The sequence below is a fragment of the Reichenbachiella sp. MALMAid0571 genome (assembly GCF_040151475.1).
Taxonomy (GTDB): domain Bacteria; phylum Bacteroidota; class Bacteroidia; order Cytophagales; family Cyclobacteriaceae; genus CAXBNB01.
Window position 1 is genome coordinate 66,456 of sequence record NZ_JBDKWG010000122.1, and the last position, 21,901, is coordinate 88,356.

A 21,901-nucleotide genomic window follows, 5' to 3' on the forward strand; every position below is an offset into this window, starting at 1 on the left:
ATGAAGGGATTGAATTTCCGTGAATTATATATTTTTTTTTGAAACTACTAAAAGTACAAGAATCAAACTTAAAACAATCCAACACCAAGGCTTGGAAGCAACCAGCGCATACATACTGGATGAATCATGCAGTCTAACCTCTTTAACCTCAAAGGGACTACTACTAAATTTCCTCTGCCCATTGAAGTCAGTCACAGAAGATTGTTGATCCAAAGTTGCATAAAGAACTGTCTTTCCAAAAGATTTTTGGACAATGCTCATAGCATCCTGCTGTTGATTTAAAACTCTTTGTGAAGTAGTCCAGTTTGTACTTAATACTACAATCAAATTTGCTTCATTTTGAATATAACTATCAACAACAACAGGAAATACACTTTCAAAGCATATAACAGGTGCAATATTAATATTCTTGTATCTAAATGGCCCTTCAAATGGCACCACTCCGTATGTCTTATCATACCTAGTGGGCCATAGCCCTTTTCTTTCCAAATAATTGAACGCCTTGTAAAAAGGAATGCTTTCAGAGAACGGTACTAGACTTTGCTTCGTTCGCCAGGCTATTTGTTTATCTGGAGTAACAAACAAGGATCCATTGTAAATATCAAAGTAAACTCCTGGTTCATTTCTCCTTGGCTTTGCACTTGGTGTAGGTGGCTCATCTGCTCTAAACATTTCAACTAAAATAGCACCAGAAAAAATTGGAACACCATATTCGCTACTTAGAAACATCAATCGCTGAATAGCTTCATGGGTTTCTAGGTTATTTACAATAAGAGGTTTTTTTTCCATGTCAACAAAAAAACTCTCAGGGCATATGATCAAATCTATTTTGCGCCCTTTATTTTTCTCAATTTCTGTTTCTAAGAGATCGATCTTAGCAGAAAGATTATTTTTAATTCTATCAATTTTCTGTTTGTCCGGTTGAAAAATTGCGACTTGCAAAGTTCCTTTTTTTTGAGCATCAGGTGCAGTGAGGTAGGTGATCGCAATTATTAGGACAAAAAGACCAAGAGGTAAGGCATGGTATATTTCAACCTTTTCATTCTTAATCTTTTGGAACAAAAACACAAGACCACAATTGAAACCCAGAATCAATAAGGTACCACCCTCTTGTCCTAAGAATGGATAAATTCCTAGAAAAAATGGAGTATTTGATAAACCAACCCCCATATTAAAATAAGTCATTCCAAAATCCCAATAGTATTGAACAACCTCCTGACTGAGGTATATAAAAGGAAAAAGAAAAAGAGAGGCACTTAACCCTCGAGATTTGGCTATCTTATGAGCAATAACAACTGGCATAGACCAAATAATGGGTATAAATACTAGACCAATAGAAAGAGGAATAAAGTAGTCTCCTTCAATTAATAAAGGGCTATGAATAAGAATCAAAAAAAGCTGAAATGACAAATAAAAATAAAGAAAAGCTTTGCGAGTTTTTTTCTGCTCAAATACAGCCATCAAAACAGGAACAAAGGCAAAAAAGAGTATAAAGTTCAGGTCAGAAGGCGGCCATGCAACAGCCAACATCACAGAACTCGCAACCACAAAAAAAATATTTCTTAACGTATGCTTTTTCACTCTATTATTTAAGATTTGCCTAAACGTCAAAAATCGGTATTGTAACTTAATAAAACTTAATTACTTCTTCTTTTTCCTTCCTTTTTAGATTCGGTACATAAACTTCGCCCTTCGATTTACCTACCGGAAGCAGTAAAAAAGGTCTTTCATTTTCGGGCCTTTTAAGTATTCTTTGCAGAAAATTCATCGGACTGGGAGTATGGGTAACCGTTACCAATCCGGCATTGTGGATAGCTGCAATTAACAAACCACATGCGATCCCTACAGACTCATTGACATAATAGTTGTTGTGTTTTTTCCCTTCTTCATCAATTTCATAAACTCGTTTGAACGCTACAATCAGGTATGGTGCTTCTTCCAGAAATGGCTTCTTCCAATCAGTGCCGATAGGTGCAAGATCGCCTTTCCACCTATCACTCATACGGCCATTATAACTTTCGTATTCTTCCTTTTCCGCCGCTTCTCTGATTTCCTTTTTAATCTCTGAATCAGAAACCACACAGAAAGTCCATGGTTGTTTATGTGCTCCGGATGGAGCTGTTGAAGCCGACATTACTATATTTTCTATTACTTCACATGGGATACTTTCACTGGAAATATCACGAACAGTTCTTCTGGTCTCTAACCACTGGTAAAACCCTATACTCTTCTCAATTATCTCATTATCTGTGTATTGAGGAGTATTGTACAAAACATGAGTATGTTGATTAATACGTTTTGTTTTCATACCTTCTTAGCTACTCAACAATATTTCAGTCTTGAAGACTAAAAAGAGGTTATCCTTTTTTAGTCCAATTGTCTCTCAAGGTCACTGTCCTGTTGAATACATGTCTTCCTTCTGTTGAATCCTTATCCAGAATAAAATATCCCTGACGTTCAAATTGCATTTGATCTCCCACTTTAGCTGTTGCCAATGAGGGTTCTACTTTGGCTTGTTTTATTTCCAGAGAGTCAGGGTTCAAATGATTCTTAAAGTCATCATCAATTGTATTGAGGTTTTCAGTGATAAACAATCTATCATATAACCTCACTTCAGCATCAATTGCATGATTGGCAGAAACCCATCCCAATGTGCCCTTAACTTTTTTACCTGAGGTATCCTGTCCACTTTTTGTTGAAGGGTCGTACTCGCAGTATATTTCAACTACTTCACCCGTAACTTCATCTTTCTTGAATCCAGTGCATTTTACAATGTAGGCATATTTCAACCTCACTTCCCTATCAGGGCCTAATCTAAAAAATTTCTTTGGTGGATCTTCCATGAAATCAGACCGTTCGATATAGACTTCATTACTAAAAGGTATTGTCCTTTTACCCGCCGATTCATCTTCAGGATTATTAACAGCCTCTAAATCTTCGGTTTTACCTTCAGGGTAATTGGTGATCACCAATTTCACCGGATCTAAAACACCCAGCACACGATTGGCTGTTTTATTCAAATCTTCACGAACACTATGCTCTAATAGTGCCACGTCAATAATACCATCTCTATTTGACACACCTATTCTATCTGCAAAATTCCTGATGGATGCCGGAGTATATCCTCTTCTTCTTATACCGGATAGTGTAGGCATTCTGGGGTCATCCCACCCAGTTACATAATTCCCATCCACCAATTCTTTAAGTTTCCTCTTACTCACAATGGTATAGCTAAGATTGAGTCTTGCGAATTCAGTTTGTTCGGAAGGAAATATTTCTAATTCTTTGATAAACCAATTGTAAAGAGGCCTGTGAGAAGCAAATTCCAATGTACACAATGAATGTGTTATATTTTCAATCGAATCTGATTGACCATGTGCAAAATCATAGGTAGGGTAAATACACCATTTATCTCCTGTACGGTGGTGTGCCACTTTCTTGATACGGTAAATCACCGGATCCCGCATCTGCATAATTGGCGAACTCATATCAATATTGGCACGCAATACTTTTTCACCTTCTTCATATTTGCCTTCTTTCATTCCGGCAAACATCTCCAGATTCTCTTCTACACTTCGGTTTCGAAACCTGCTTTCTACTCCAGGCCGGGTTGGAGTACCACGGTCTGCACTTATTTTCTCAGCCGAATCATCATCAATATAAGCCTTTCCTTTTTTGATCAGTTTAACTGCAAACTCATACAGTTGATCAAAATTATCAGAGGCATAATATTCCCGGTCTTCCCAATCAAAACCCAACCATTTGATATTATCTTTTATCGAATCTACGTACTCTACATCTTCTTTTTCGGGATTGGTGTCGTCGAACCTAAGATTACACAGACCATTATATTTGGCAGCTATACCAAAATTTAAGCAGATTGACTTAGCATGCCCAATATGTAAATAGCCATTTGGCTCAGGAGGAAAACGAGTATGCACTCTACCTCCATGCTTACCACTAGCAATGTCTTTTTCGATCATTTGCTCCAAAAAATTCAGTGATTCTCTTTCCTCACTCATAGTCTCGATATTTAAAAGCGCAATTTTAGTCAAAATACACCTGACAACCATCAACTGTCATTATGAATTCAGTGGGAATGTAAATTAATGTAAGTGTTCTATAGAAATGAAAAAGAATGACTTAGAACCTGTAAATCTCTGAAACAGAATAATGAAAGTTCCTTATTTTTTCTCCGCACAAACAATTAATGTAGCAACTTTCATCATTTGTCCATCTATTTCCTGATTTGGTTCTTCTTTCTCTATTGCGGACGTTACTTTAAAATTGTTTTGGGTTAATAAATCCATAAGTTGTTCCTTTTCATACATTTCAAAACCAAATTTCACAAAAGGATAATCTTGCATGATCACCTTTGGCCTTATAGATATTACTATCAACCCTTCAGGTTTCAGAACCCTTGAAATTTCAGTAAGAATCAATTTTGGATTGTCCCAAAAATAAAGCGTATTAACTGAAAACACTTTATTAAAGGTCTCTTCTTCAAAAGGAAGCCGGGTTGCACTTGCAAAGTAAAATTGAGCCCGCCTGGTTTCAATAAAATCCTTGTTATGCCTGGATGCCTCATCCACCATAGCCTGCGAAAAATCACAGCCTGAGTATTTGATAGTATCATCTATTGACAGGATATCCTTGACAAAAAAACCATTTCCCATTCCAATTTCAAGAATGTTATCGCCAGCCGCCAATTGAAGTGCTTCGATGGTATGCAGATTTATCTGCCTATTCCCTTCATTCATTTTTTTGGCCACTTCTATAGCGTATTCACCACTTGGCTGCCTTAGCTGATTGGCGATAGCTTTCAGGGTTTCTTCATCCATTCTTTCAAATAATTTGACATTCCTTATTTTATCAGTATTTATACTTACACAAACCTACCGAAATGTTACCATTTATAATTACCGTTTTCATCGGAGTTTAAAACATCTATGTTCTTCTTAAAATTGAGGAATAATTCAAGTAAAATAAAACAGATCACAAAGATGAAAAAAGTAGTTTTAATCCTTCCTGCAATTCTTTTGTTCTTTTCTATTGGTTATGGACAAACAAGAAATGGTCTAAAAGGCCCGGCTGCAAAAAATTACAAACCATGGAAAGACAAAAACAAGTCCCATGCAACTTTAGTAACATTTGATAAATCTGATAAGAAATTGATGGGGCCAGAGGCAAAAAATCACAAACCATGGGAAAATAAAGAGAAATTCCAGAGTGTGACTCTCGTCTCAACCGCTAATGATAAGAAAAAGCTAATGGGACCAGAGGCAAAAAATCACAAAGTTTGGCAAAATTAGTCTGATAGCCTGAACCCGAGTTCGGTTTTATAAAGCTCTGTTTAATGGTTCATTGATAACACTAAACCGAGCTCGGTTCATTTATATTCAACCAAAAAGTGGTTGACAAGTATTACATGTTATATTGGAATTTATTATAACTAAATTCCTCTCAATGTCGACAGACAGGCAAATTTAATAAGCAGATCCTGGGCGAAATGTATCTTTTGGTAGAGTTGGGGTATATTTTTCCAGCCTGTCTGCCGACATTGAGAATGACACATCCACGCACAATAGCAATCTCATCTCTTAATCATTCAAAACCAGCCTGATGTTTTTTCTCAAATCATAATAAGAAACTATTGAAGTTTTTTATATCTAATTCTTTTAGGTTCAACATCCCCGAGACGCTTTCTTTTATTTTCTTCATATTCTGAAAATGGCCCCTCAAAATAAGTCACCTGGCTGTCTCCTTCGAATGATAAAGTATGGGTACAAACCCTATCAAGAAACCAACGATCGTGAGAAATGATTACCGCACAACCACCAAAGTTTTCCAATGCTTCTTCCAAAGCCCTCAAAGTATTTACATCCAAATCATTGGTGGGCTCATCGAGCAACAGCACATTAGCACCTTTTTTCAGTGTAAGTGCCAGGTGTACTCTGTTTCTTTCTCCTCCGGATAGTACTCCCACTTTCTTTCCCTGATCAGATCCGTTGAAGTTAAACTTACTGACATAGGCTCGTGAATTAATCTGTCTTCCACCAAGTTCTATTAATTCATTTCCTTCAGAAATAGCTTCCCAAACTGTTTTATCAGGATCAAGATCATCGTGCTCCTGATCCACGTAGGCAAGCTTCACTGTTGAACCTACATCGAATGTACCTGCATCAGGTTTTTCCTTTCCTGTAATCAGATTAAAAAGCGTTGTTTTACCAGCTCCATTGGGACCAACAATACCAACTATACCACCTTGCGGTAGAGAAAAACTCAAATTTTCATAAAGCAATTTATCTCCAAATGATTTTGAAACACCAGTAGCTTCTATCACCTTCGAACCCAACCTTGGCCCGGCGGGAATAAACAACTCCAATTTCGCTTCTTTTTCATTTGCATTTTCACTCAGTAAATCATCGTAAGATTTCAACCTTGCTTTGGCTTTGACACCCCGGCCTTTAGGAGTCATCCTTACCCACTCCAACTCTCTCTGCAATGTCTTCTGTCTTTTGGATTCTGTTTTCTCTTCCTGAGCAAGTCTGTTTTGCTTTTGCTCCAGCCATGAAGAATAATTTCCTTTCCAGGGAATACCTTCTCCCCGATCCAATTCCAAAATCCATCCGGCTACATTATCCAGAAAGTATCGATCGTGAGTCACAGCTATCACTGTACCTTTATACTGCTTCAAATGCTGCTCCAACCAATGTACCGATTCTGCATCAAGGTGGTTAGTCGGCTCATCCAGAAGCAATACATCCGGTTCCTGAAGCAGGAGTCTGCACAGTGCCACCCTTCTCTTTTCTCCTCCGGATAAATTAGCAATTTTAGCATCACCGGGAGGAGTTCTGAGTGCATCCATTGCCCTTTCCAATCTTGAGTCAAGTTCCCAGGCATTATTTGCATCTAGTTTTTCCTGTACTTTGGCTTGATCCTGAATTAGCTTATCCATTTTATCAGGATCTTCCAGTATCTCAGGGTCACCAAATTTCGCATTGATATCTTCAAACTGCTTCAACAAATCAACAATCTCCTGAACACCTTCTTCTACACACTCTTTCACAGTTTTACCAGGATCTAACTGCGGCTCTTGTTCCAAAAGACCAATGCTATAATCTTTAGAGAACACAACTTCACCCCTTATAGCAGTATCCAACCCGGCAATAATTTTCAATAATGAGGATTTACCTGAACCATTCAATCCAAGTACTCCTATTTTAGCTCCATAAAAAAATGATAAATAAATGTTTTTGAGAACCTGTTTTTGAGGAGGGTAAATTTTACTTACTCCCGACATTGAAAAAATTATTTTTTCGTCACTCATTTGTTAGATTATTATTTTTTGACTTTTGATTACTGCAATAAAAACACCTGAAAAAGGAAATATTGAAACCATTTTGGTAATATTTTCTTAATTGACAAATATGCTAAAAATATTTTGTCTTTATGATGAATTCGTAAATTTGCACCCTCATAAAAATGATTGATTGAAATTGGCTGAAAAAGAGATTCCATACGGTTTTATCCAAGACAATAAAATATTCAGAACAGGTGTAAATGGGGGTAATCCGATAGTACTAAGGGATTGTTCGGAAGAAAGCAAACTGACAGTCATCAAAGAACTTGAAGAGGCTTATAAAAAATTCCTGTCAGAGTTTATTCAAATCGAAAATCGCATACTAGGCACAGAAAACAAAGGGTCTTTTTTGGCAAAATTGATCAACTTAAAAGATCGACTCCAAACACATAGCGGACTGGGAGACTATGATTCCATTTTCAATAAAATTACTTTATATGAAAATCAAATTGAAGACCTGATACAAAGTAATAGAAAAAGGAATACAGAGATCAAGCAGGCTTTAATTCTGGAATTAGAACAAGCTTTGAAAAACAATGACTTCCACGAAGCTGGGGTAACTATCAAAGACATAAGAACGAGGTGGATCAAAACAGGTAATGCTGAAGATTCTGTCAACAAAGAATTAGAGAACCGTTTTTCTGAAATGACTCAATCATTTTTTGATAAACGCCAATCGTTTTTTGATGACAAAAAGAAGCTGACGGATTCTCGTATAAACAAATACGATTCTGTAATCTCAGAGCTTGAAGAAATAATCAGGAGTAAGGACTTACACAAACATACCAGCAAAGTATCTCAGCTACAAAAGGACTGGCAAACAATAGGGCACGTACCCATCAAAGAGTACAAGGTTAGAAATGAAAAATATTGGAGTCTTTGCAAAGAGTTTTATAAGGATCTTAAAGTTGACAGGCAGAAATCAGCAGTCAAAGAGGATGTTAAAGGCAATTTAAAACTCAAACAAGCCATCATTGAGCAGTTTCAGGAGCTGGAAAAAAAGTCACTTCATCAGGATACCAAACTTTCGGTAGAAACCGCCAAAAAAATGTGGAAATCAATAGGAAGAGTACCAAAAGATCAAGTGGAGGTTTTAAACAAATCTTACCTTAGCGCACTCGACTCTATTTCTGAAAAAGCATTTATTTTTCAATTAGCCAACCGAAAATTTAAGGGTTTTGTAAAAAAGGATGTTGAAGAAAGAAACAAATTGCTAAATAGGTTGGTTAAGGAGTTATTGACTAGAGACAAAAGTGAACTGGAAACCTTCAAAATGAACTTAGACAATATGCATGTAAATAAAGGATCGTTTGTTGACATGCTAGAGAAAAAATTGCAAAATCAAGAAAAGAGAGTCTTAGCAAAAAAGTCTATTTTGAAGGAATTGCAATTTAAAAAAACAGAAGGTTCAAAGAAGTAAGTTTCCTCAACACACTCAATTTTGTCAAAAAGTCTGTCTATATTAAGCTATCAGAATAAAATCAGACTTGCATCTGGCAATATTTCAGACTCTGAATAAAAATAGAAATTTGTTTGATTTGACAATATAAAATATATTTTTGCAGGATTATTGAAAAACACGTAAAAGGAGGGTAATAATATGTACTGGACATTAGAATTAGCGTCATATCTCGAGGATGCACCTTGGCCTGCTTCAAAGGATGAATTGATTGATTATTCAATTAGATCCGGAGCTCCACTGGAGGTAGTTGAGAACCTTCAGGAATTAGAAGATGACGGTCAGCCTTATGAAAATATTGAAGAAATCTGGCCTGATTATCCTACTAAAGAAGATTTCTTCTTTAATGAGGATGAATACTAATAAAAAATTAAGCATACCAAAAGCCTTTTCTGACCTGGAAAAGGCTTTTTTTATTTCAATAAAGATTCTGCAAACAACAAATCATCCTTTGTTGTAATTTTGATATTGGTATAATCTCCATCTATCAGGTGTATTTTCACACCACTATTTTCTAATACTCCGGCATCATCAGTAAAGTCAGAATGCTTAGCCCTGTCAAAGGCACTTTTAATTAAAGATGACTTAAAAGTTTGTGGTGTCTGTATTGATCGGTAAGCATTACGATCTACAGACCTGTTGCCGTTCTCACTTATTTTCCTGATTGATTCTTTTAATTTTACTGATGTTACCGCATTTCCAAAAACAGAAGCTTCGTCAAAAGATTGAATAATGATTTCTTTACAAACAAGAGGACGAACTCCATCATGAATGGCGACTAAACTATCTTCTGAAACCAGGTTTAGTCCATTTTTCACAGAATCAAATCTTGTTTCACCTCCTCCTACTATTTTGTGGACAATACCAAAGGAATACTCCTCCTTGAGCAATTCCCAGGTTTTAATTTGATCTGAAGGAAGCACCAATATAATCTGAAGATCAGGTATGGCTTCATGAAATGCCTCCAAAGTATGCATTAATACCGGCTTTTGTGCTAAAATTAAAAACTGCTTAGGCACATCCATCCCCATCCTTATCCCTCTGCCTCCTGCTACTATTATTGCGTATTTATTCATTTCATTGATTCTACTCGATGCTGCAATTTATGAACTAAGGGCACAAAAAAAAACTTCAACCAGAAGGCCGAAGTTTTTACTGAATCTATTTTTTCTGTTTTTAGATAATCAACATAGCATCTCCATAAGAAAAGAATCTGTACTTTTCTTTGATGGCAACCTGATAGGCTTCTTGTACCAATTCAAAACCTCCAAAAGCACTTACGTTCATCAATAGTGTGGATTGAGGTAAGTGGAAATTAGTAATCAGCCCTTTACATATTTTAAACTCAAAAGGAGGGAATAAAAACTTGTCTGTCCAACCCTCATTTGCTTTCAATCGTCCATTAGCAGAAACTGATGACTCCAATGTGCGCAAAACAGTTGTTCCTACAGCAATTACTTTCTTTTTCTCTTCCAACTTCTCATTTACCAACCTGGCCGTAGTTTCAGGGACAATATAATTCTCCGAATCCATTTTGTGCTTAGTGAGATCTTCTACATCCACAGACCTAAAAGAACCCAATCCAATATGCAAAGTAATTGGGCTCACATCCACACCTTTCAATTCCAATCTTTTTAGCAAGTGCCTGGTAAAGTGCATTCCTGCAGAAGGTGCCGATACAGCTCCAATCTTATCAGCATAAATTGTCTGAAAACGCTCTTTATCTTCCGGCTCTGCCTTTCTTTGAATTTCTCTTGGAACTGGTGTTTCCCCTAACTCATCAATGGCTTTGTAAAATTCCTCGTTAGTGCCGTCAAACAAAAAACGAATAGTCCTTCCTCTGGAAGTAGTATTGTCGATTACCTCAGCTACCAAATCACCCTCCCCAAAATATAATTTATTTCCAACTCTGATTTTTCTGGCCGGATCTACCAATACATCCCAAAGGAAAAGTTCTTTATTCAGTTCCCTCAATAAAAAAACTTCAATTTTTGCACCTGTCTTTTCTTTATTACCGTATAGCCTTGCAGGAAAAACTTTTGTATCGTTAGTGATCATGGCATCACCTTCATCCATGTAATCAATTATATCCTTGAAAACCTTATGTTCTATCTTACCTGAATCTTTATGGACTACCATCAGACGAGATTCGTCTCTATTTTCAGTTGGATATAAAGCTAGAAGACCTGGCGGCAGGTCAAATTTGAACTCGGATAATTTCATTCGTTATTAATTAAATTACGTAGTAGGGAAGAAATATTTATGAAAATATTGTTAGTTGAATCATTAACTTGCAAAAGTATTTTCATAATCAGTTTTGAATGTGAAATTGGTTGATTCTATACTGGATTAAAAATTAGTGTGCAAAATTAGTAAAATGTAACTATAAAGTTTAGGTGTAATTAAAATATTTCAACAATGAAAATATTCAGACTGGTTTTGGAGAGTTTTAGATTTGCCTGGCAAGCCCTAAAAGCCAATCTATTGAGGACAACTTTATCTCTTTTAGGAGTCACTGTTGGTATTTTTGCAATTATAGCCGTGTTTACTTTAGTTGATTCATTGGAAAGAAGTATCAATAAAAGTTTTGATTTTTTAGGGTCTGATAATATTAATGTTGAAAAATGGCCTTACTCTTTTGGAGGTGGCCAATATCCATGGTGGAAATACCTGAACAGGCCTTACCCAACCTATGATGAGTATAAATTTTTATCTAAAAATGCCAACAACCAATCAGGAATTACAATTTTTGCAAGCAAAGGAGGCGTAACTGTTAAAAACAAAAACAGCAGTAGTGGGGGCATAAGTATAGTTGGGGCTTCTTATGGGCACAACACTGTATATGATATACCTATCGAAACAGGCCGTTTTTTCAGTATTCAGGAAACAGAAAACGCTGTAAATGTGGCTATAGCGGGAAACCGACTGGTAAAAGAACTGTTTCCTTTTCAATCTCCCCTGGGACAGGAAATCAAAATAAAAGGACTGAAATACACCATAATAGGTACTCTTAAAGAAGAAGGTGAAAGTTTCATAGGTACCCCAAGCAATGATGACAATATTTACATTCCTTATAAAAGTTTTACCAAATTGTACTATGTAGGCAGAAAATATGGAATAGGTTCTTCAATCAGTTTGAAAGGAAAAAAAGATGATCCGGGATTGTTTAAACTAGAAGGGGAATTAAGAGGCTTAATGCGTGGCAGAAGGGGGCTTAAACCAAAGGAAGATGATGATTTTGCGTTGAACAAGCCGGAAGCACTAAGTAATTTTATTGGAAACACATTTGATATACTAGGTATTGCCGGAGCAATCATTGGTAGCTTTTCCATACTGGTGGGAGGTTTTGGAATTGCCAATATAATGTTTGTATCCGTAAGAGAAAGAACGAACATTATCGGAATTCAAAAGTCATTGGGAGCTAAAAATTATTTCATTCTTTACCAGTTTCTCTTTGAATCTGTTTTCCTAAGCCTTCTAGGTGGTTTAATTGGTTTGGCAATGGTCTATTTACTTACTTTCCTGCAATTGGGATCTCTGGAACTGGTAATGACTGCTAAAAATATAGTCATAGGGTTAGGAGTATCTTGTTTTATTGGAATTCTATCCGGAATAATTCCTGCTGCTATGGCTGCAAGACTAGACCCTGTAATTGCCATAAGAACAAATTAATACACACTATTCGTTGTAAAAATTCATAGTACGTTCAATTCCAATTGAGCAAAACGACAAGATCATTTCACATGCTTTGTCGATACGTTCTGTGATATTGGCCATCTGATCCTGATCAAAATTACTAAGCACAAAATCTACCTGCTTTCCTTTAGCAAAGTCATTTCCTACTCCAAACCTCAATCTGGCGTAATCATTTCCACCTAGTATCTGTTCTATGTTTTTAAGCCCATTATGCCCTGCATTACTTCCTTTCGCTCTCATCCTAAGTTTTCCAAAAGGAAGAGCGATATCATCAGTTACAACCAGTACATTTTCTTTGGAGATTTTCAATTCTTTCATCCAGTAGTTCACTGCCTTGCCACTCAGGTTCATATATGTAGTTGGCTTTATCAAATGGATTGCTCTGCCTTTGTGTTTAAAATCCGCAACATACGCAAGTCGGTCATGCTCAAATTTCCCATCAAATTTATCGATCAAACGATCCAACACCAGAAATCCTATGTTGTGTCTGGTCAACTCATACTCAGTACCAATATTTCCCAATCCGGCTATCAGGTATTTCATATTTTATTATTATAGAGTCTAATTCCATGTAGTTGTAAAAGAAAATATTCAATGACTTTATCTACCAAAAATAATTCCCTCTGTTAAAACCAAAAAATCCTGCCCATATAATGAGCAGGATTTATAATAACTATTTTTAAAGAAAGCTTATTCTGCTGCTGATTCTTCCACTGCATCCTCTGATGCTTCTGTTGCTTCCTCCTCTTCTTCAGTTGAGGTTTTTCCTCTAAGAGCTCTCGGTATTTCTACAACTGCTACAGACGCCTGAGGTGTATCCAGAATCTGGAAATTTTCAGAAGGAACCTCACTTACCTTAATGGCACGGCCAAAATCCAATGGTGTAATATCCACATCTATGTGCTCCGGCATGTCCTTAGGAAGGGCATTAACTTTCAATGTCCTCCTTTTCTTCACCAAAGTACCCCCTTTGGTTACGCCTTTAGATTGTCCAATAAAGTGAACCGGAATATCCATTTTGATGTGCTTTCCTTCAAACAATTCAAGAAAGTCAACATGTAAAATAATTTCACTTACCGGATGGAATTGAATATCCTGAAGAATACACTTAAATTCTTTTCCTTCAATGTTTAAGTGCACGAAATGAGCTTCTCCTGTATAAACCAACTCCCTGAATAATATCATTGGGGCATAAAAATGAATTTGCTCTTCTCCTCCGTAAATTACGCAAGGAACCATGCTTTCATTTCTCAGCCTCTTGGACTCTGATTTACCGAGATTTGCTCTATTATACCCTATAATCTCAATGGTTTTCATAATATAAAATGTTTGTTTATTAATGATTTATAAATAACGAACTAATGGATTCATGATCATGAATCTTCCTGATAGCTTTTGCCATAATTTCGGCCAAGGTAAGCACTTTAATTTTTGACAATTCTTTTTTAAGCGGGATACTATCGGTCACCACCAATTGTTCCAATGCTGAATTTTCAACATTTTCATACGCCTTTCCTGACAAGATAGCATGCGTACATACTGCTCTTACAGAGTTAGCACCTTTTTCCATTACCAAATCGCCTGCCTTGCATAAAGTACCAGCAGTATCGATAATGTCATCAACAAGTACTACATCTTTTCCAGTCACATCACCAATGATTTGCATAGAAGCGATCTCATTGGCTCGTTTTCTATGCTTATCGCAAATCACCATTTCTGCATTGAAAAATTTAGCGTATTGCCTTGCCCTTTTAGTTCCTCCCACATCCGGAGCTGCTATCATCAAGTTTTCAAGGTTCAAACTTTTAATATAAGGAACAAAAATGGAAGACCCGTCTAAATGATCAACCGGAATATCAAAAAAGCCCTGAATCTGATCAGCATGAAGGTCGCAGGTCATTATCCTGTTAGCACCAGCAGCCTGCAATAAATTTGCCATCAGTTTAGCTGCAATGGTTACCCTTGGCTTGTCTTTACGGTCTTGTCTCGCATAGCCAAAATAAGGAGCGACCACTGTTACGTACTTGGCACTTGCCCTTCTCGCAGCGTCTATCATGAGCAAAAGCTCCATAATATTGTCCGTAGGGGCATATGTGGATTGTATTAAAAACACATCGCACCCTCTGACAGACTCACTGAAACTGAAAGAAAGTTCCTGATCACTAAACCGTTCAGAATTACACGCTCCTAATGGCTTGCCATAGTGTTGAGCTATGCTTCTTGCAAGATTCTGCGACCCTTGCCCCGCAAATAATTTTACTGATGATGTCATCTTTATTTGTTAAAAAAATATCCCGATCCATCCCTCTTTACTGGGATCAGGGATCGGGATCATTCTTTTTTGTTGGCCTACTAGGGCTCGAACCTAGACTCTTCTGGACCAAAACCAGACGTGTTGCCAGTTACACCATAGGCCAATCTTATACCCCTCTTAATTTGGGAACACAAAATTAGTATTCTGTTTTTTAATTAGAAAGTATTTACGATAAAAAGGTGAAAATTAATTACGTGTTTTTTTCTCTATTGGTTCGAGTCGCTCAAATCAGGATTCCTCTAAGGATACCTCCATGTAATTGCGTAATTTCCACAACTAGAATACAACCAGTCTGTATTGAAAAAAGCCACCCCTTTCTACCAGCAGTAAAGCAAATGATATGTTGAATCAATCAAAACTTAAATGTAAGCCCGGCCTTCAAGAAAAAAGGAACTCCCGGTGTAAAGTGTATTTCTGAAACTGAACTGGCTTCTCCTGACAGCCTTGACTCGGTATCAAACTGTGCTTCTCTCCATTCGGTATTGAATATGTTTTCTACAGAAACTCCAAACGACCAAAAAGGGCGATTGTAATTGATATTCATATCGGAAACAAAATAACCTTGTGCAACCACTGAATTGGTCTCATTGGCTGCTCTATCTTTCAGATACCTGTATTTTATACTCCCACTTATTCTTTTTCCCTGATAAGACATTCCTCCTGAACTGGTAAATGTTGGTGCCAAAGGAATATAATTGGCTCCTTCGACTTCATCTATGGATTTAGGATTGGCATAGTTGATATTGCTATAGGCAAACAAATTGTCAGTAACCTGATATGTCAAGCCAAAATCAATACCAGACCTTTTTGTTCTCCCACTTGGTTCTACAATACCACCATCGCCTACATACACGAATTCCTGCTCAAGTGACAAATGCCAATAGGCAATATCCACAAACAGACGCTCAAAAGGCCTGTAAACAGTACCAAGATCAAATCCCAAAGCAGCAGGCAAAGTATTGATGGCTGCTGCATCTAATACTACCCTTGCATCATTGCTATGAAAGCTTCTTCCTGTTTTAGCATAAAACTGAAACTGATCATTAGCCCTGTAAACCACGTTTAACTTAGGAGAAAAAAATGCCTGAGTCTTGGACTTACGTTGATAGGTTGACTGCAATGCATCCACTTCCTCAAACCTAAACTGGTCTAATCTTGCTCCAAAATTGACCAGCCACTTGTTTCTTTCCCAGGTAAAATCAGAAAATAAAAAACCATTGACTTCATCAATATCAGCCAGTGCAATTGGAATCAGGGTTTCTCTCCGGTTGCGGGTGTGTGACAATTCATTACCATCAATGTCATCATACCTAAATCCTGCTCCACTTTCGATGGCAAAATCTCCCGAAAACACAGAAGTATTATAATTGTAACTTGATTGTAATCCATATATTTTTCTACTTTCTTTTTGCTTTATCTGATCTCCATTAACAGGGTCTTCTAAAAAAAAGGTGAAATTAGAATACAGTTCAAAATCATAATTGGACATATACGCTTTCGTTTTTACGAATTGATTTTCGCTCAACGTAGTTGTATAGTCTATCAGAAAATTTTGTCTGGAAGTTTGGCCTCCTTCGGTATCGTCTATGGCTCCAAACCTTCCTATCTGCTCAACAGCCCTCAACGGAATTTGCCCTGAAGCATCCCATTTACTCTGAAAGTTGGAAACTTGTACTTTAAGAAAATTGTTATTGATCTGAGTAGTATATTTTCCAAATATATTTAGTCGATTGAAGTTTTGAGGCGAATCAAAAGGACCATCAGTCATTAGGTACTCTGTAGCCAAATAGCCATCCGAATTACCTGATCCGCTAAATAAATCAATCATGCTTACCATACGAGAGGTATTAAAGCTTCCTCCTTCCAGTTTAATGAAATTACCATCAATCCTGTCCCGGGTTTTAAAGTTCACATACCCGGCAGTAGTAAAGTTTCCCTTTTGCGCATAGTAAGGCCCTTTGCCAAAATCAATTCCTTTTACCGTTTCAGGAATTAGAAAATGTAAATCAGCATAGCCCTGCCCATGTGCATGAGAAACCATATTCACAGGGATACCATCGGCTGTAATTTGTATGTCTGTACCATGGTCTATATCAAACCCACGCAGGAATATTTGCTCAGCCTTGCCTCCGCCTGCATGTTGAGATATATACAGACCCGGTACTTTTCTCAATATTTCCTGCGAAGAGTTTACAGGGTTTAGTTTAAGTTGCACATCGCTAATTCGGGATATTGCATTTATATCAGACATGATAACCACCTGCCCTAATTCGATAGGAGCTGGCTCCATTTTGATATTCCAATTGGTTTCTTTATTTGCAATAAACTGAACACGTGTGTATCCAACCATTGATATTAAAATAGAATCTCCCGCACTGACTTCCTTCAAGACAAAATTCCCATTAACATCTGTATGGGCATGGTTTTCACTCGTTTTATCATAAATGGTCACAAACTCTATCGGATCTCCGGTTTGGCCATCTACAATTCTACCTGTTGACTTGTCCTGAGCACAAACTAGTATAGAAATGTGAAGTAAAATTACGAGTAGTTTTAGTTTCATTGATTCAATAATTACTGGTTTTAATTGAATTTGATTCTACATACGAAACTACAACAAGGAATAGATTTCTGAAACTAAAATAAGATCAATTACTTTTTTTAGTTACAATCACTTAGTTGCTTTTTCTTCTACCCATTTTCTTGCTTCAATAAAAGGAAGAATCCAAGGTGAAACTTCATCTTGTCTTTCAGGGTAATGTGCCCAGTTCCAGGGGAAAATAGCCCTTTCTAGGTGCGGCATGATTGCAAAATGCCTTCCATCGTTAGAATACACCGCAGCTACATTATAATCTGATCCATTAGGGTTTCCAGGATACTCGCTATAGCTAAATTTGCAACCTATATTATAATCACTTTCATTACCCGGCAAATCAAACTTACCTTCTCCATGCGCAAGCCATACACCCATTCTCGTTCCGGATAGCACTCCAAACATTACAGAATCATTTTTTGGAATAGTAACATCAACAAATGTCGATTCAAATTTATGAGAATCGTTGTGCTTCATTTTAGGATGGTCACTCATTTCAGGAAAAATCAATCCCAGTTCCATCATCAGTTGGCAACCGTTGCAAACACCAAGGCTCAGCGTGTCTTCTCTTTTGTAAAAGTTATCCAAAGCATTCTTCGCTTTTTCATTGTACATAAATGCTCCTGCCCATCCCTTTGCGGATCCTAATACATCGGAGTTGGAAAAACCACCTACAAAAACAATCATATTCACATCGGATAAATCTTCTCTTCCTGAAATAAGATCCGTCATGTGTACATCTTTCACATCAAAACCTGCCAGATAAAGTGAATAGGCCATTTCACGATCACCATTTACACCCTTTTCCCTTATGATAGCAGCTTTAATACCAGACTTGTTTTTTCTCCTATTGTTCAACCCCGATGCTTCAAGACTCCCTGCCCAATTTTTAGGAAAATTAAATTGAAGTGGCTGGTTTTTGTAATTATCAAAACGATCCTGAGCCAGGTTGTTGCTGGTTTGAGATTGATCCAGCAGGTATGATGTTTTAAACCACACATCTCTGTAGTAGTCAATATCCAAAGCTACAAAAGTTGAATCATGGTGAATTCTGATCTCTCGTTGTTTACTTACTACTCCAATGTCCTCAAAATCAACACCATCTTTTTCTAATGCTTCAACAGCATCAATATCATCAACCTGTAAAATCAGTGCCGGATTTTCGCTAAAAAGCACTTTAACCAATTCTGTATCACTAAAAGTGGATAAATCAAGGTTCATTCCCATTTTGGTATTTGGGAAATTCATTTCGAGCAAAGAGGTAACAAATCCTCCTGAAGAAACATCATGACCTGACAAAATTTTACCTTCTGAAATAAGCTGTTGTACTGTCTTAAATATAGTTTTTATATCTGAAGCTTGCTTAAGCTTAGGTGGTGTATTTCCAATAGCATTTACAGATTGTGCAAAGCTACTGCCCCCCAACTCAAATTGATTGTCTGTAAGGGGAATATAAATAATTTTAGAGCCTTCAATCGGTTTAAGATTAGGACTCAACACTTTAGTGATGTCTGACACTTCACTTATCGCAGAAATAATAACCGTACCCGGGGAATCAACAGTTTGTCCATCTGCATATTTTTGAGACATAGAAAGAGAATCTTTACCTGTTGGTACGTTAATTCCCAGTTCAACGGCAAATTCACTGATCGCCTCTACTGCTTTGTATAATCTGGCGTTTTCTCCTTCTGTTTTTGTAGGCCACATCCAGTTAGCACTCAATGAAACACCTCCCAGTCCATGAGCCAAAGGAGCCCAAATCAGGTTGGTTAAACTTTTGGCTATAGCCAGTTTAGAGCCTTTCACGGGATCAGCCAATGCGGCTACTGGCGCATGCCCCAGAGATGTTGCAATCCCTTTGTTGTTTACAAAATCCAGAGCCATCACAGCTACATTGTTCAATGGCAATTGGATTTCTCCACAAGTTTGTTGCTTGGCCACTCTTCCTGTTACCGATCTATCTACTTTATTAGTCAACCAATCTTTACAAGCCACGCCTTCCAATTGGAGAACTCTTTCAAGGTGTTGCTCAAGTTTTTTAGAATTGTATTCAGGTTCTTTATAATTAGTACGGATATTTTTATCTACCAGCACTGTTTTAGGTGCAGATCCAAACATGTGCGACAACCCCCAGTTAATGGCAGCCTTTTTACCGCCATTTCTACTCAACACAAATTTATTATCACCTGTTGCTTCTCCAACAGTATATATAGGAGCTCTTTCTCTATCTGCTATTTTTGTAAGCAATTCAATATCCTTCTCTTTGATAGCCAGTCCCATTCTTTCCTGAGACTCATTGCCTATTATTTCTTTATCAGAAAGGGTTGAATCTCCTACTGGCAATTTATTAATGTCAATGTTTCCTCCGGTTTCTTCAACCAATTCAGAAAGACAATTGAGGTGCCCTCCTGCCCCATGATCGTGAACTGAAATAATTGGATTGTTCTTGCTTTCTACCAATGCCCGAATCGTATTTGAAACTCTTTTTTGCATTTCAGGATTGGATCGCTGAACAGCATTGAGTTCAATGGCATTAGCATATTCTCCTGTAGCAACAGAGGACACAGCCCCTCCTCCCATTCCAATTCGATAATTGTCACCACCAAGTATTACTATTTTATCACCCTTGTTTACGGCCTTTTTTTGTGCATCTTCCTTCTTACCATAGCCAACTCCTCCGGCTTGCATGATTACCTTGTCAAAACCCTGAATCCTGCCATCTTCCTCATGCTCAAATGTCAACAAGCTTCCACAGATCAAAGGCTGCCCAAACTTGTTTCCAAAATCACTGGCTCCATTTGATGCTTTAATCAGTATTTCCAATGGCGTTTGGTACAACCATTTTCTTTCCCTGATGTTTTCCTCCCACTTTCTACCTTTTTCAAGCCTTGGGTATGAAGTCATGTAAACGGCAGTCCCTGCGAGCGGGATACTCCCCTGACCGCCAGCCATTCTATCCCGGATTTCTCCACCCGAGCCTGTAGCAGCACCGTTAAATGGCTCAACTGTAGTCGGAAAATTATGTGTTTCAGCCTTCAGTGACAAAACAGACTCAATCTCACCTGTTTCGAAATAATCAGGCTTGTCTTGGGTAGCGGGAGCAAATTGTTCCATCATCGGTCCCTTGACAAAAGCCACATTGTCTTTATAAGCAGACTCAATCAGTCCCCAATTTTCCTTTGATGTTTTTTTAATCAACTTAAAAAGTGATTCCGGTTTTTCCTCTCCATCAATGATAAAAGTGCCATTGAAGATTTTATGCCGACAATGTTCAGAATTCACCTGAGAGAATCCAAATACTTCACTGTCTGTCAATTTCCTTCCCAAATCTTTGCTCACACTTTCCAGATATGTCACCTCTTCATCATTCAGTGCCAAGCCCTCCTTTTTATTATATTCTGCTATATCTTCTATATCCAATATAGCATCAGGCATTTTGTCTATGGTGAAAATATCCTGATCAATGGCATCATATTTATGCATGAGCATTGGATCAAACTCCGCATTCACATAAAACTCTTCTATCCGCTCTATTCCTTCAATTCCCATGTTTTGGGTGATTTCCACCGCATTGGTACTCCAGGGTGTTACCATTTCCCGGCGTGGACCTACAAACCCTCCTTTGATCTCAGAATCTTCTAATTTCTCAGCATCCCCAAGCAGCCAACTCAGTTTGCTATTGTCCTGATCCGTGAGGGGTTTTAAAGATTTTATTGCGTAAAAAGTGTTGTTGTCTTTTTTGAAAATTGAGATCATTGGAATGCCAGTTCGATTCTATTTCGCAAAAGTAAGATTTATTTCTAAATCTAGTACCCGAGAATCTTTAAGCCCAAAATTTAATTGAAGAAAACTGATTGATAATCACAAAAAAGGCTTGTGAGAAGTTTACCCACAAGCCCTAAATTCGTCATTCGTTTCTTATTACAGTTTTCCAAACATGTAGTTACCTTTGGCATCCTCATCATTGGAATAGAAGAAATCGTTTAACAGGCTCAACACTTTAGCTTTATCGATTTCAATGGTGCCATTTTCGGACATCATAGCGTAAGCATAAGTTGCCTCTTCTTTAGGTTTACCATATACCTTAAAAAGTAATTCCCATTCCTTTTCTTCAATTAACCCATTTTCATCAACATCTACACCATCTATAATCGCATCAGCCACATTGGTCACGGTTATTTGATACATGTCTTTGTTTCCCATAAATGCTTCACAGAACACCAGCCATTCTTCAAGGCTTATTTGGTTATCATTATTAGTATCTGCAAATTTCCTGGCTTCATTCCAGTCTTCTATTAGTCTCTGGCGCAAAAAATTGTATTTATCAGTACCAGGAGCCCATCCCCTTTCTGAAGATAATCTCTCGGCTACCTCTTCATAGTCCTTTTGATCCAATACTCCATTACCGTTAGCATCCCAAAATTTAAAGAGTTTGGCGATTTTTTTTTGTTGAAATTCTGTAAGCATAATACTTTA

Annotated in this window: 17 protein-coding genes and 1 tRNA gene; 4 read left to right on the top strand and 14 right to left on the bottom strand. The window is 37.4% G+C overall.

All coding sequences use genetic code 11. The features are described from left to right. Window positions 1-24: 24 nt before the first annotated feature. From lnt to AAOP42_RS09400, 4 genes are all read right to left on the bottom strand, one after another. Window positions 25-1,581 carry an apolipoprotein N-acyltransferase gene (gene lnt, locus AAOP42_RS09385; protein WP_349528239.1) on the bottom strand — a complete coding sequence of 519 codons (1,557 nt, stop codon included), beginning with the start codon at window positions 1,579-1,581 and terminating at the stop codon, window positions 25-27. Between the two features lie 46 nt (window positions 1,582-1,627). Then, window positions 1,628-2,308 carry a nitroreductase family protein gene (locus tag AAOP42_RS09390; RefSeq protein ID WP_349528240.1) on the bottom strand — a complete coding sequence of 227 codons (681 nt, stop codon included), beginning with the start codon at window positions 2,306-2,308 and terminating at the stop codon, window positions 1,628-1,630. Window positions 2,309-2,357: 49 nt separating this feature from the next. Next, window positions 2,358-4,022 (bottom strand): glutamine--tRNA ligase/YqeY domain fusion protein, encoded by a 1,665-nt coding sequence (locus AAOP42_RS09395; RefSeq protein ID WP_349528241.1) that lies wholly within the window; start codon window positions 4,020-4,022, stop codon window positions 2,358-2,360. Between the two features lie 162 nt (window positions 4,023-4,184). After that, window positions 4,185-4,841 (bottom strand): class I SAM-dependent methyltransferase, encoded by a 657-nt coding sequence (locus AAOP42_RS09400; RefSeq protein ID WP_349528242.1) that lies wholly within the window; start codon window positions 4,839-4,841, stop codon window positions 4,185-4,187. A 162-nt stretch (window positions 4,842-5,003) separates the two neighbouring features. Between AAOP42_RS09400 and AAOP42_RS09405 the strand changes: the two genes are divergently transcribed. Further along, entirely contained in the window at window positions 5,004-5,312 is a 309-nt protein-coding gene (locus AAOP42_RS09405) for a hypothetical protein (protein ID WP_349528243.1), read from the top strand. A gap of 338 nt (window positions 5,313-5,650) precedes the next feature. Here AAOP42_RS09405 and ettA read toward each other — a convergent pair whose 3' ends face one another. Then, window positions 5,651-7,330 carry an energy-dependent translational throttle protein EttA gene (gene ettA / locus AAOP42_RS09410; protein WP_349528244.1) on the bottom strand — a complete coding sequence of 560 codons (1,680 nt, stop codon included), beginning with the start codon at window positions 7,328-7,330 and terminating at the stop codon, window positions 5,651-5,653. 163 nt (window positions 7,331-7,493) lie between these two features. Here ettA and AAOP42_RS09415 point away from each other — a divergent pair, with 163 nt between their 5' ends. Together AAOP42_RS09415 and AAOP42_RS09420 are read left to right on the top strand one after the other, a co-directional pair. Then, window positions 7,494-8,783: a DUF349 domain-containing protein gene (locus tag AAOP42_RS09415; RefSeq protein WP_349528245.1), complete on the top strand. Its 1,290-nt coding sequence runs from the start codon at window positions 7,494-7,496 to the stop codon at window positions 8,781-8,783. 180 nt (window positions 8,784-8,963) lie between these two features. Next, window positions 8,964-9,185: a DUF2795 domain-containing protein gene (locus AAOP42_RS09420; protein ID WP_349528246.1), complete on the top strand. Its 222-nt coding sequence runs from the start codon at window positions 8,964-8,966 to the stop codon at window positions 9,183-9,185. A 50-nt stretch (window positions 9,186-9,235) separates the two neighbouring features. On the opposite strand, the gene AAOP42_RS09425 is transcribed toward AAOP42_RS09420, so the two are convergent. After that, window positions 9,236-9,898 (bottom strand): 2-C-methyl-D-erythritol 4-phosphate cytidylyltransferase, encoded by a 663-nt coding sequence (locus tag AAOP42_RS09425; protein WP_349528247.1) that lies wholly within the window; start codon window positions 9,896-9,898, stop codon window positions 9,236-9,238. A gap of 100 nt (window positions 9,899-9,998) precedes the next feature. After that, window positions 9,999-11,045 (bottom strand): tRNA preQ1(34) S-adenosylmethionine ribosyltransferase-isomerase QueA, encoded by a 1,047-nt coding sequence (queA, locus tag AAOP42_RS09430; protein WP_349528248.1) that lies wholly within the window; start codon window positions 11,043-11,045, stop codon window positions 9,999-10,001. 195 nt (window positions 11,046-11,240) lie between these two features. Here queA and AAOP42_RS09435 point away from each other — a divergent pair, with 195 nt between their 5' ends. After that, complete coding sequence (locus tag AAOP42_RS09435; protein WP_349528249.1) at window positions 11,241-12,494, top strand: ABC transporter permease; 1,254 nt, start codon at window positions 11,241-11,243, stop codon at window positions 12,492-12,494. A gap of 6 nt (window positions 12,495-12,500) precedes the next feature. Here the strand turns inward: AAOP42_RS09435 and pth are convergent, their stop codons facing one another. The 7 genes from pth to AAOP42_RS09470 all read right to left on the bottom strand — a co-directional run bounded on the left by pth (window position 12,501) and on the right by AAOP42_RS09470 (window position 21,892). Continuing rightward, on the bottom strand, window positions 12,501-13,061 hold the full coding sequence (gene pth, locus AAOP42_RS09440) for an aminoacyl-tRNA hydrolase (RefSeq protein ID WP_349528250.1): 561 nt from the start codon (window positions 13,059-13,061) through the stop codon (window positions 12,501-12,503). A gap of 147 nt (window positions 13,062-13,208) precedes the next feature. Further along, on the bottom strand, window positions 13,209-13,835 hold the full coding sequence (locus tag AAOP42_RS09445) for a 50S ribosomal protein L25/general stress protein Ctc (RefSeq protein ID WP_349528251.1): 627 nt from the start codon (window positions 13,833-13,835) through the stop codon (window positions 13,209-13,211). 19 nt (window positions 13,836-13,854) lie between these two features. Continuing rightward, on the bottom strand, window positions 13,855-14,790 hold the full coding sequence (locus AAOP42_RS09450; protein ID WP_502947651.1) for a ribose-phosphate pyrophosphokinase: 936 nt from the start codon (window positions 14,788-14,790) through the stop codon (window positions 13,855-13,857). Between the two features lie 72 nt (window positions 14,791-14,862). Beyond that, window positions 14,863-14,935: transfer RNA gene (locus AAOP42_RS09455), tRNA-Gln, on the bottom strand. A gap of 249 nt (window positions 14,936-15,184) precedes the next feature. Further along, a complete protein-coding gene (locus tag AAOP42_RS09460; RefSeq protein WP_349528252.1) occupies window positions 15,185-17,395 on the bottom strand; it encodes a TonB-dependent receptor in 2,211 nt (736 codons plus the stop codon). A gap of 108 nt (window positions 17,396-17,503) precedes the next feature. Further along, window positions 17,504-21,181 (bottom strand): phosphoribosylformylglycinamidine synthase, encoded by a 3,678-nt coding sequence (gene purL, locus AAOP42_RS09465; protein ID WP_349528253.1) that lies wholly within the window; start codon window positions 21,179-21,181, stop codon window positions 17,504-17,506. Window positions 21,182-21,346: 165 nt separating this feature from the next. Then, window positions 21,347-21,892: an EF-hand domain-containing protein gene (locus AAOP42_RS09470; protein ID WP_349528254.1), complete on the bottom strand. Its 546-nt coding sequence runs from the start codon at window positions 21,890-21,892 to the stop codon at window positions 21,347-21,349. Window positions 21,893-21,901 lie beyond the last annotated feature (9 nt).

What these genes read in the sequence shown, in the direction of transcription:
- AAOP42_RS09425 (WP_349528247.1), bottom strand. Translation starts at nt 9,898, where the DNA reads ATGAATAAATACGCAATAATAGTAGCAGGAGGCAGAGGGATAAGGATG.
- pth (WP_349528250.1), bottom strand. Translation starts at nt 13,061, where the DNA reads ATGAAATACCTGATAGCCGGATTGGGAAATATTGGTACTGAGTATGAG.
- AAOP42_RS09435 (WP_349528249.1), top strand. Translation starts at nt 11,241, where the DNA reads ATGAAAATATTCAGACTGGTTTTGGAGAGTTTTAGATTTGCCTGGCAA.
- AAOP42_RS09400 (WP_349528242.1), bottom strand. Translation starts at nt 4,841, where the DNA reads ATGGATGAAGAAACCCTGAAAGCTATCGCCAATCAGCTAAGGCAGCCA.
- AAOP42_RS09405 (WP_349528243.1), top strand. Translation starts at nt 5,004, where the DNA reads ATGAAAAAAGTAGTTTTAATCCTTCCTGCAATTCTTTTGTTCTTTTCT.
- AAOP42_RS09460 (WP_349528252.1), bottom strand. Translation starts at nt 17,395, where the DNA reads ATGAAACTAAAACTACTCGTAATTTTACTTCACATTTCTATACTAGTT.
- AAOP42_RS09420 (WP_349528246.1), top strand. Translation starts at nt 8,964, where the DNA reads ATGTACTGGACATTAGAATTAGCGTCATATCTCGAGGATGCACCTTGG.
- ettA (WP_349528244.1), bottom strand. Translation starts at nt 7,330, where the DNA reads ATGAGTGACGAAAAAATAATTTTTTCAATGTCGGGAGTAAGTAAAATT.
- AAOP42_RS09450 (WP_502947651.1), bottom strand. Translation starts at nt 14,790, where the DNA reads ATGACATCATCAGTAAAATTATTTGCGGGGCAAGGGTCGCAGAATCTT.
- AAOP42_RS09395 (WP_349528241.1), bottom strand. Translation starts at nt 4,022, where the DNA reads ATGAGTGAGGAAAGAGAATCACTGAATTTTTTGGAGCAAATGATCGAA.
- AAOP42_RS09470 (WP_349528254.1), bottom strand. Translation starts at nt 21,892, where the DNA reads ATGCTTACAGAATTTCAACAAAAAAAAATCGCCAAACTCTTTAAATTT.
- AAOP42_RS09390 (WP_349528240.1), bottom strand. Translation starts at nt 2,308, where the DNA reads ATGAAAACAAAACGTATTAATCAACATACTCATGTTTTGTACAATACT.
- purL (WP_349528253.1), bottom strand. Translation starts at nt 21,181, where the DNA reads ATGATCTCAATTTTCAAAAAAGACAACAACACTTTTTACGCAATAAAA.
- AAOP42_RS09445 (WP_349528251.1), bottom strand. Translation starts at nt 13,835, where the DNA reads ATGAAAACCATTGAGATTATAGGGTATAATAGAGCAAATCTCGGTAAA.
- queA (WP_349528248.1), bottom strand. Translation starts at nt 11,045, where the DNA reads ATGAAATTATCCGAGTTCAAATTTGACCTGCCGCCAGGTCTTCTAGCT.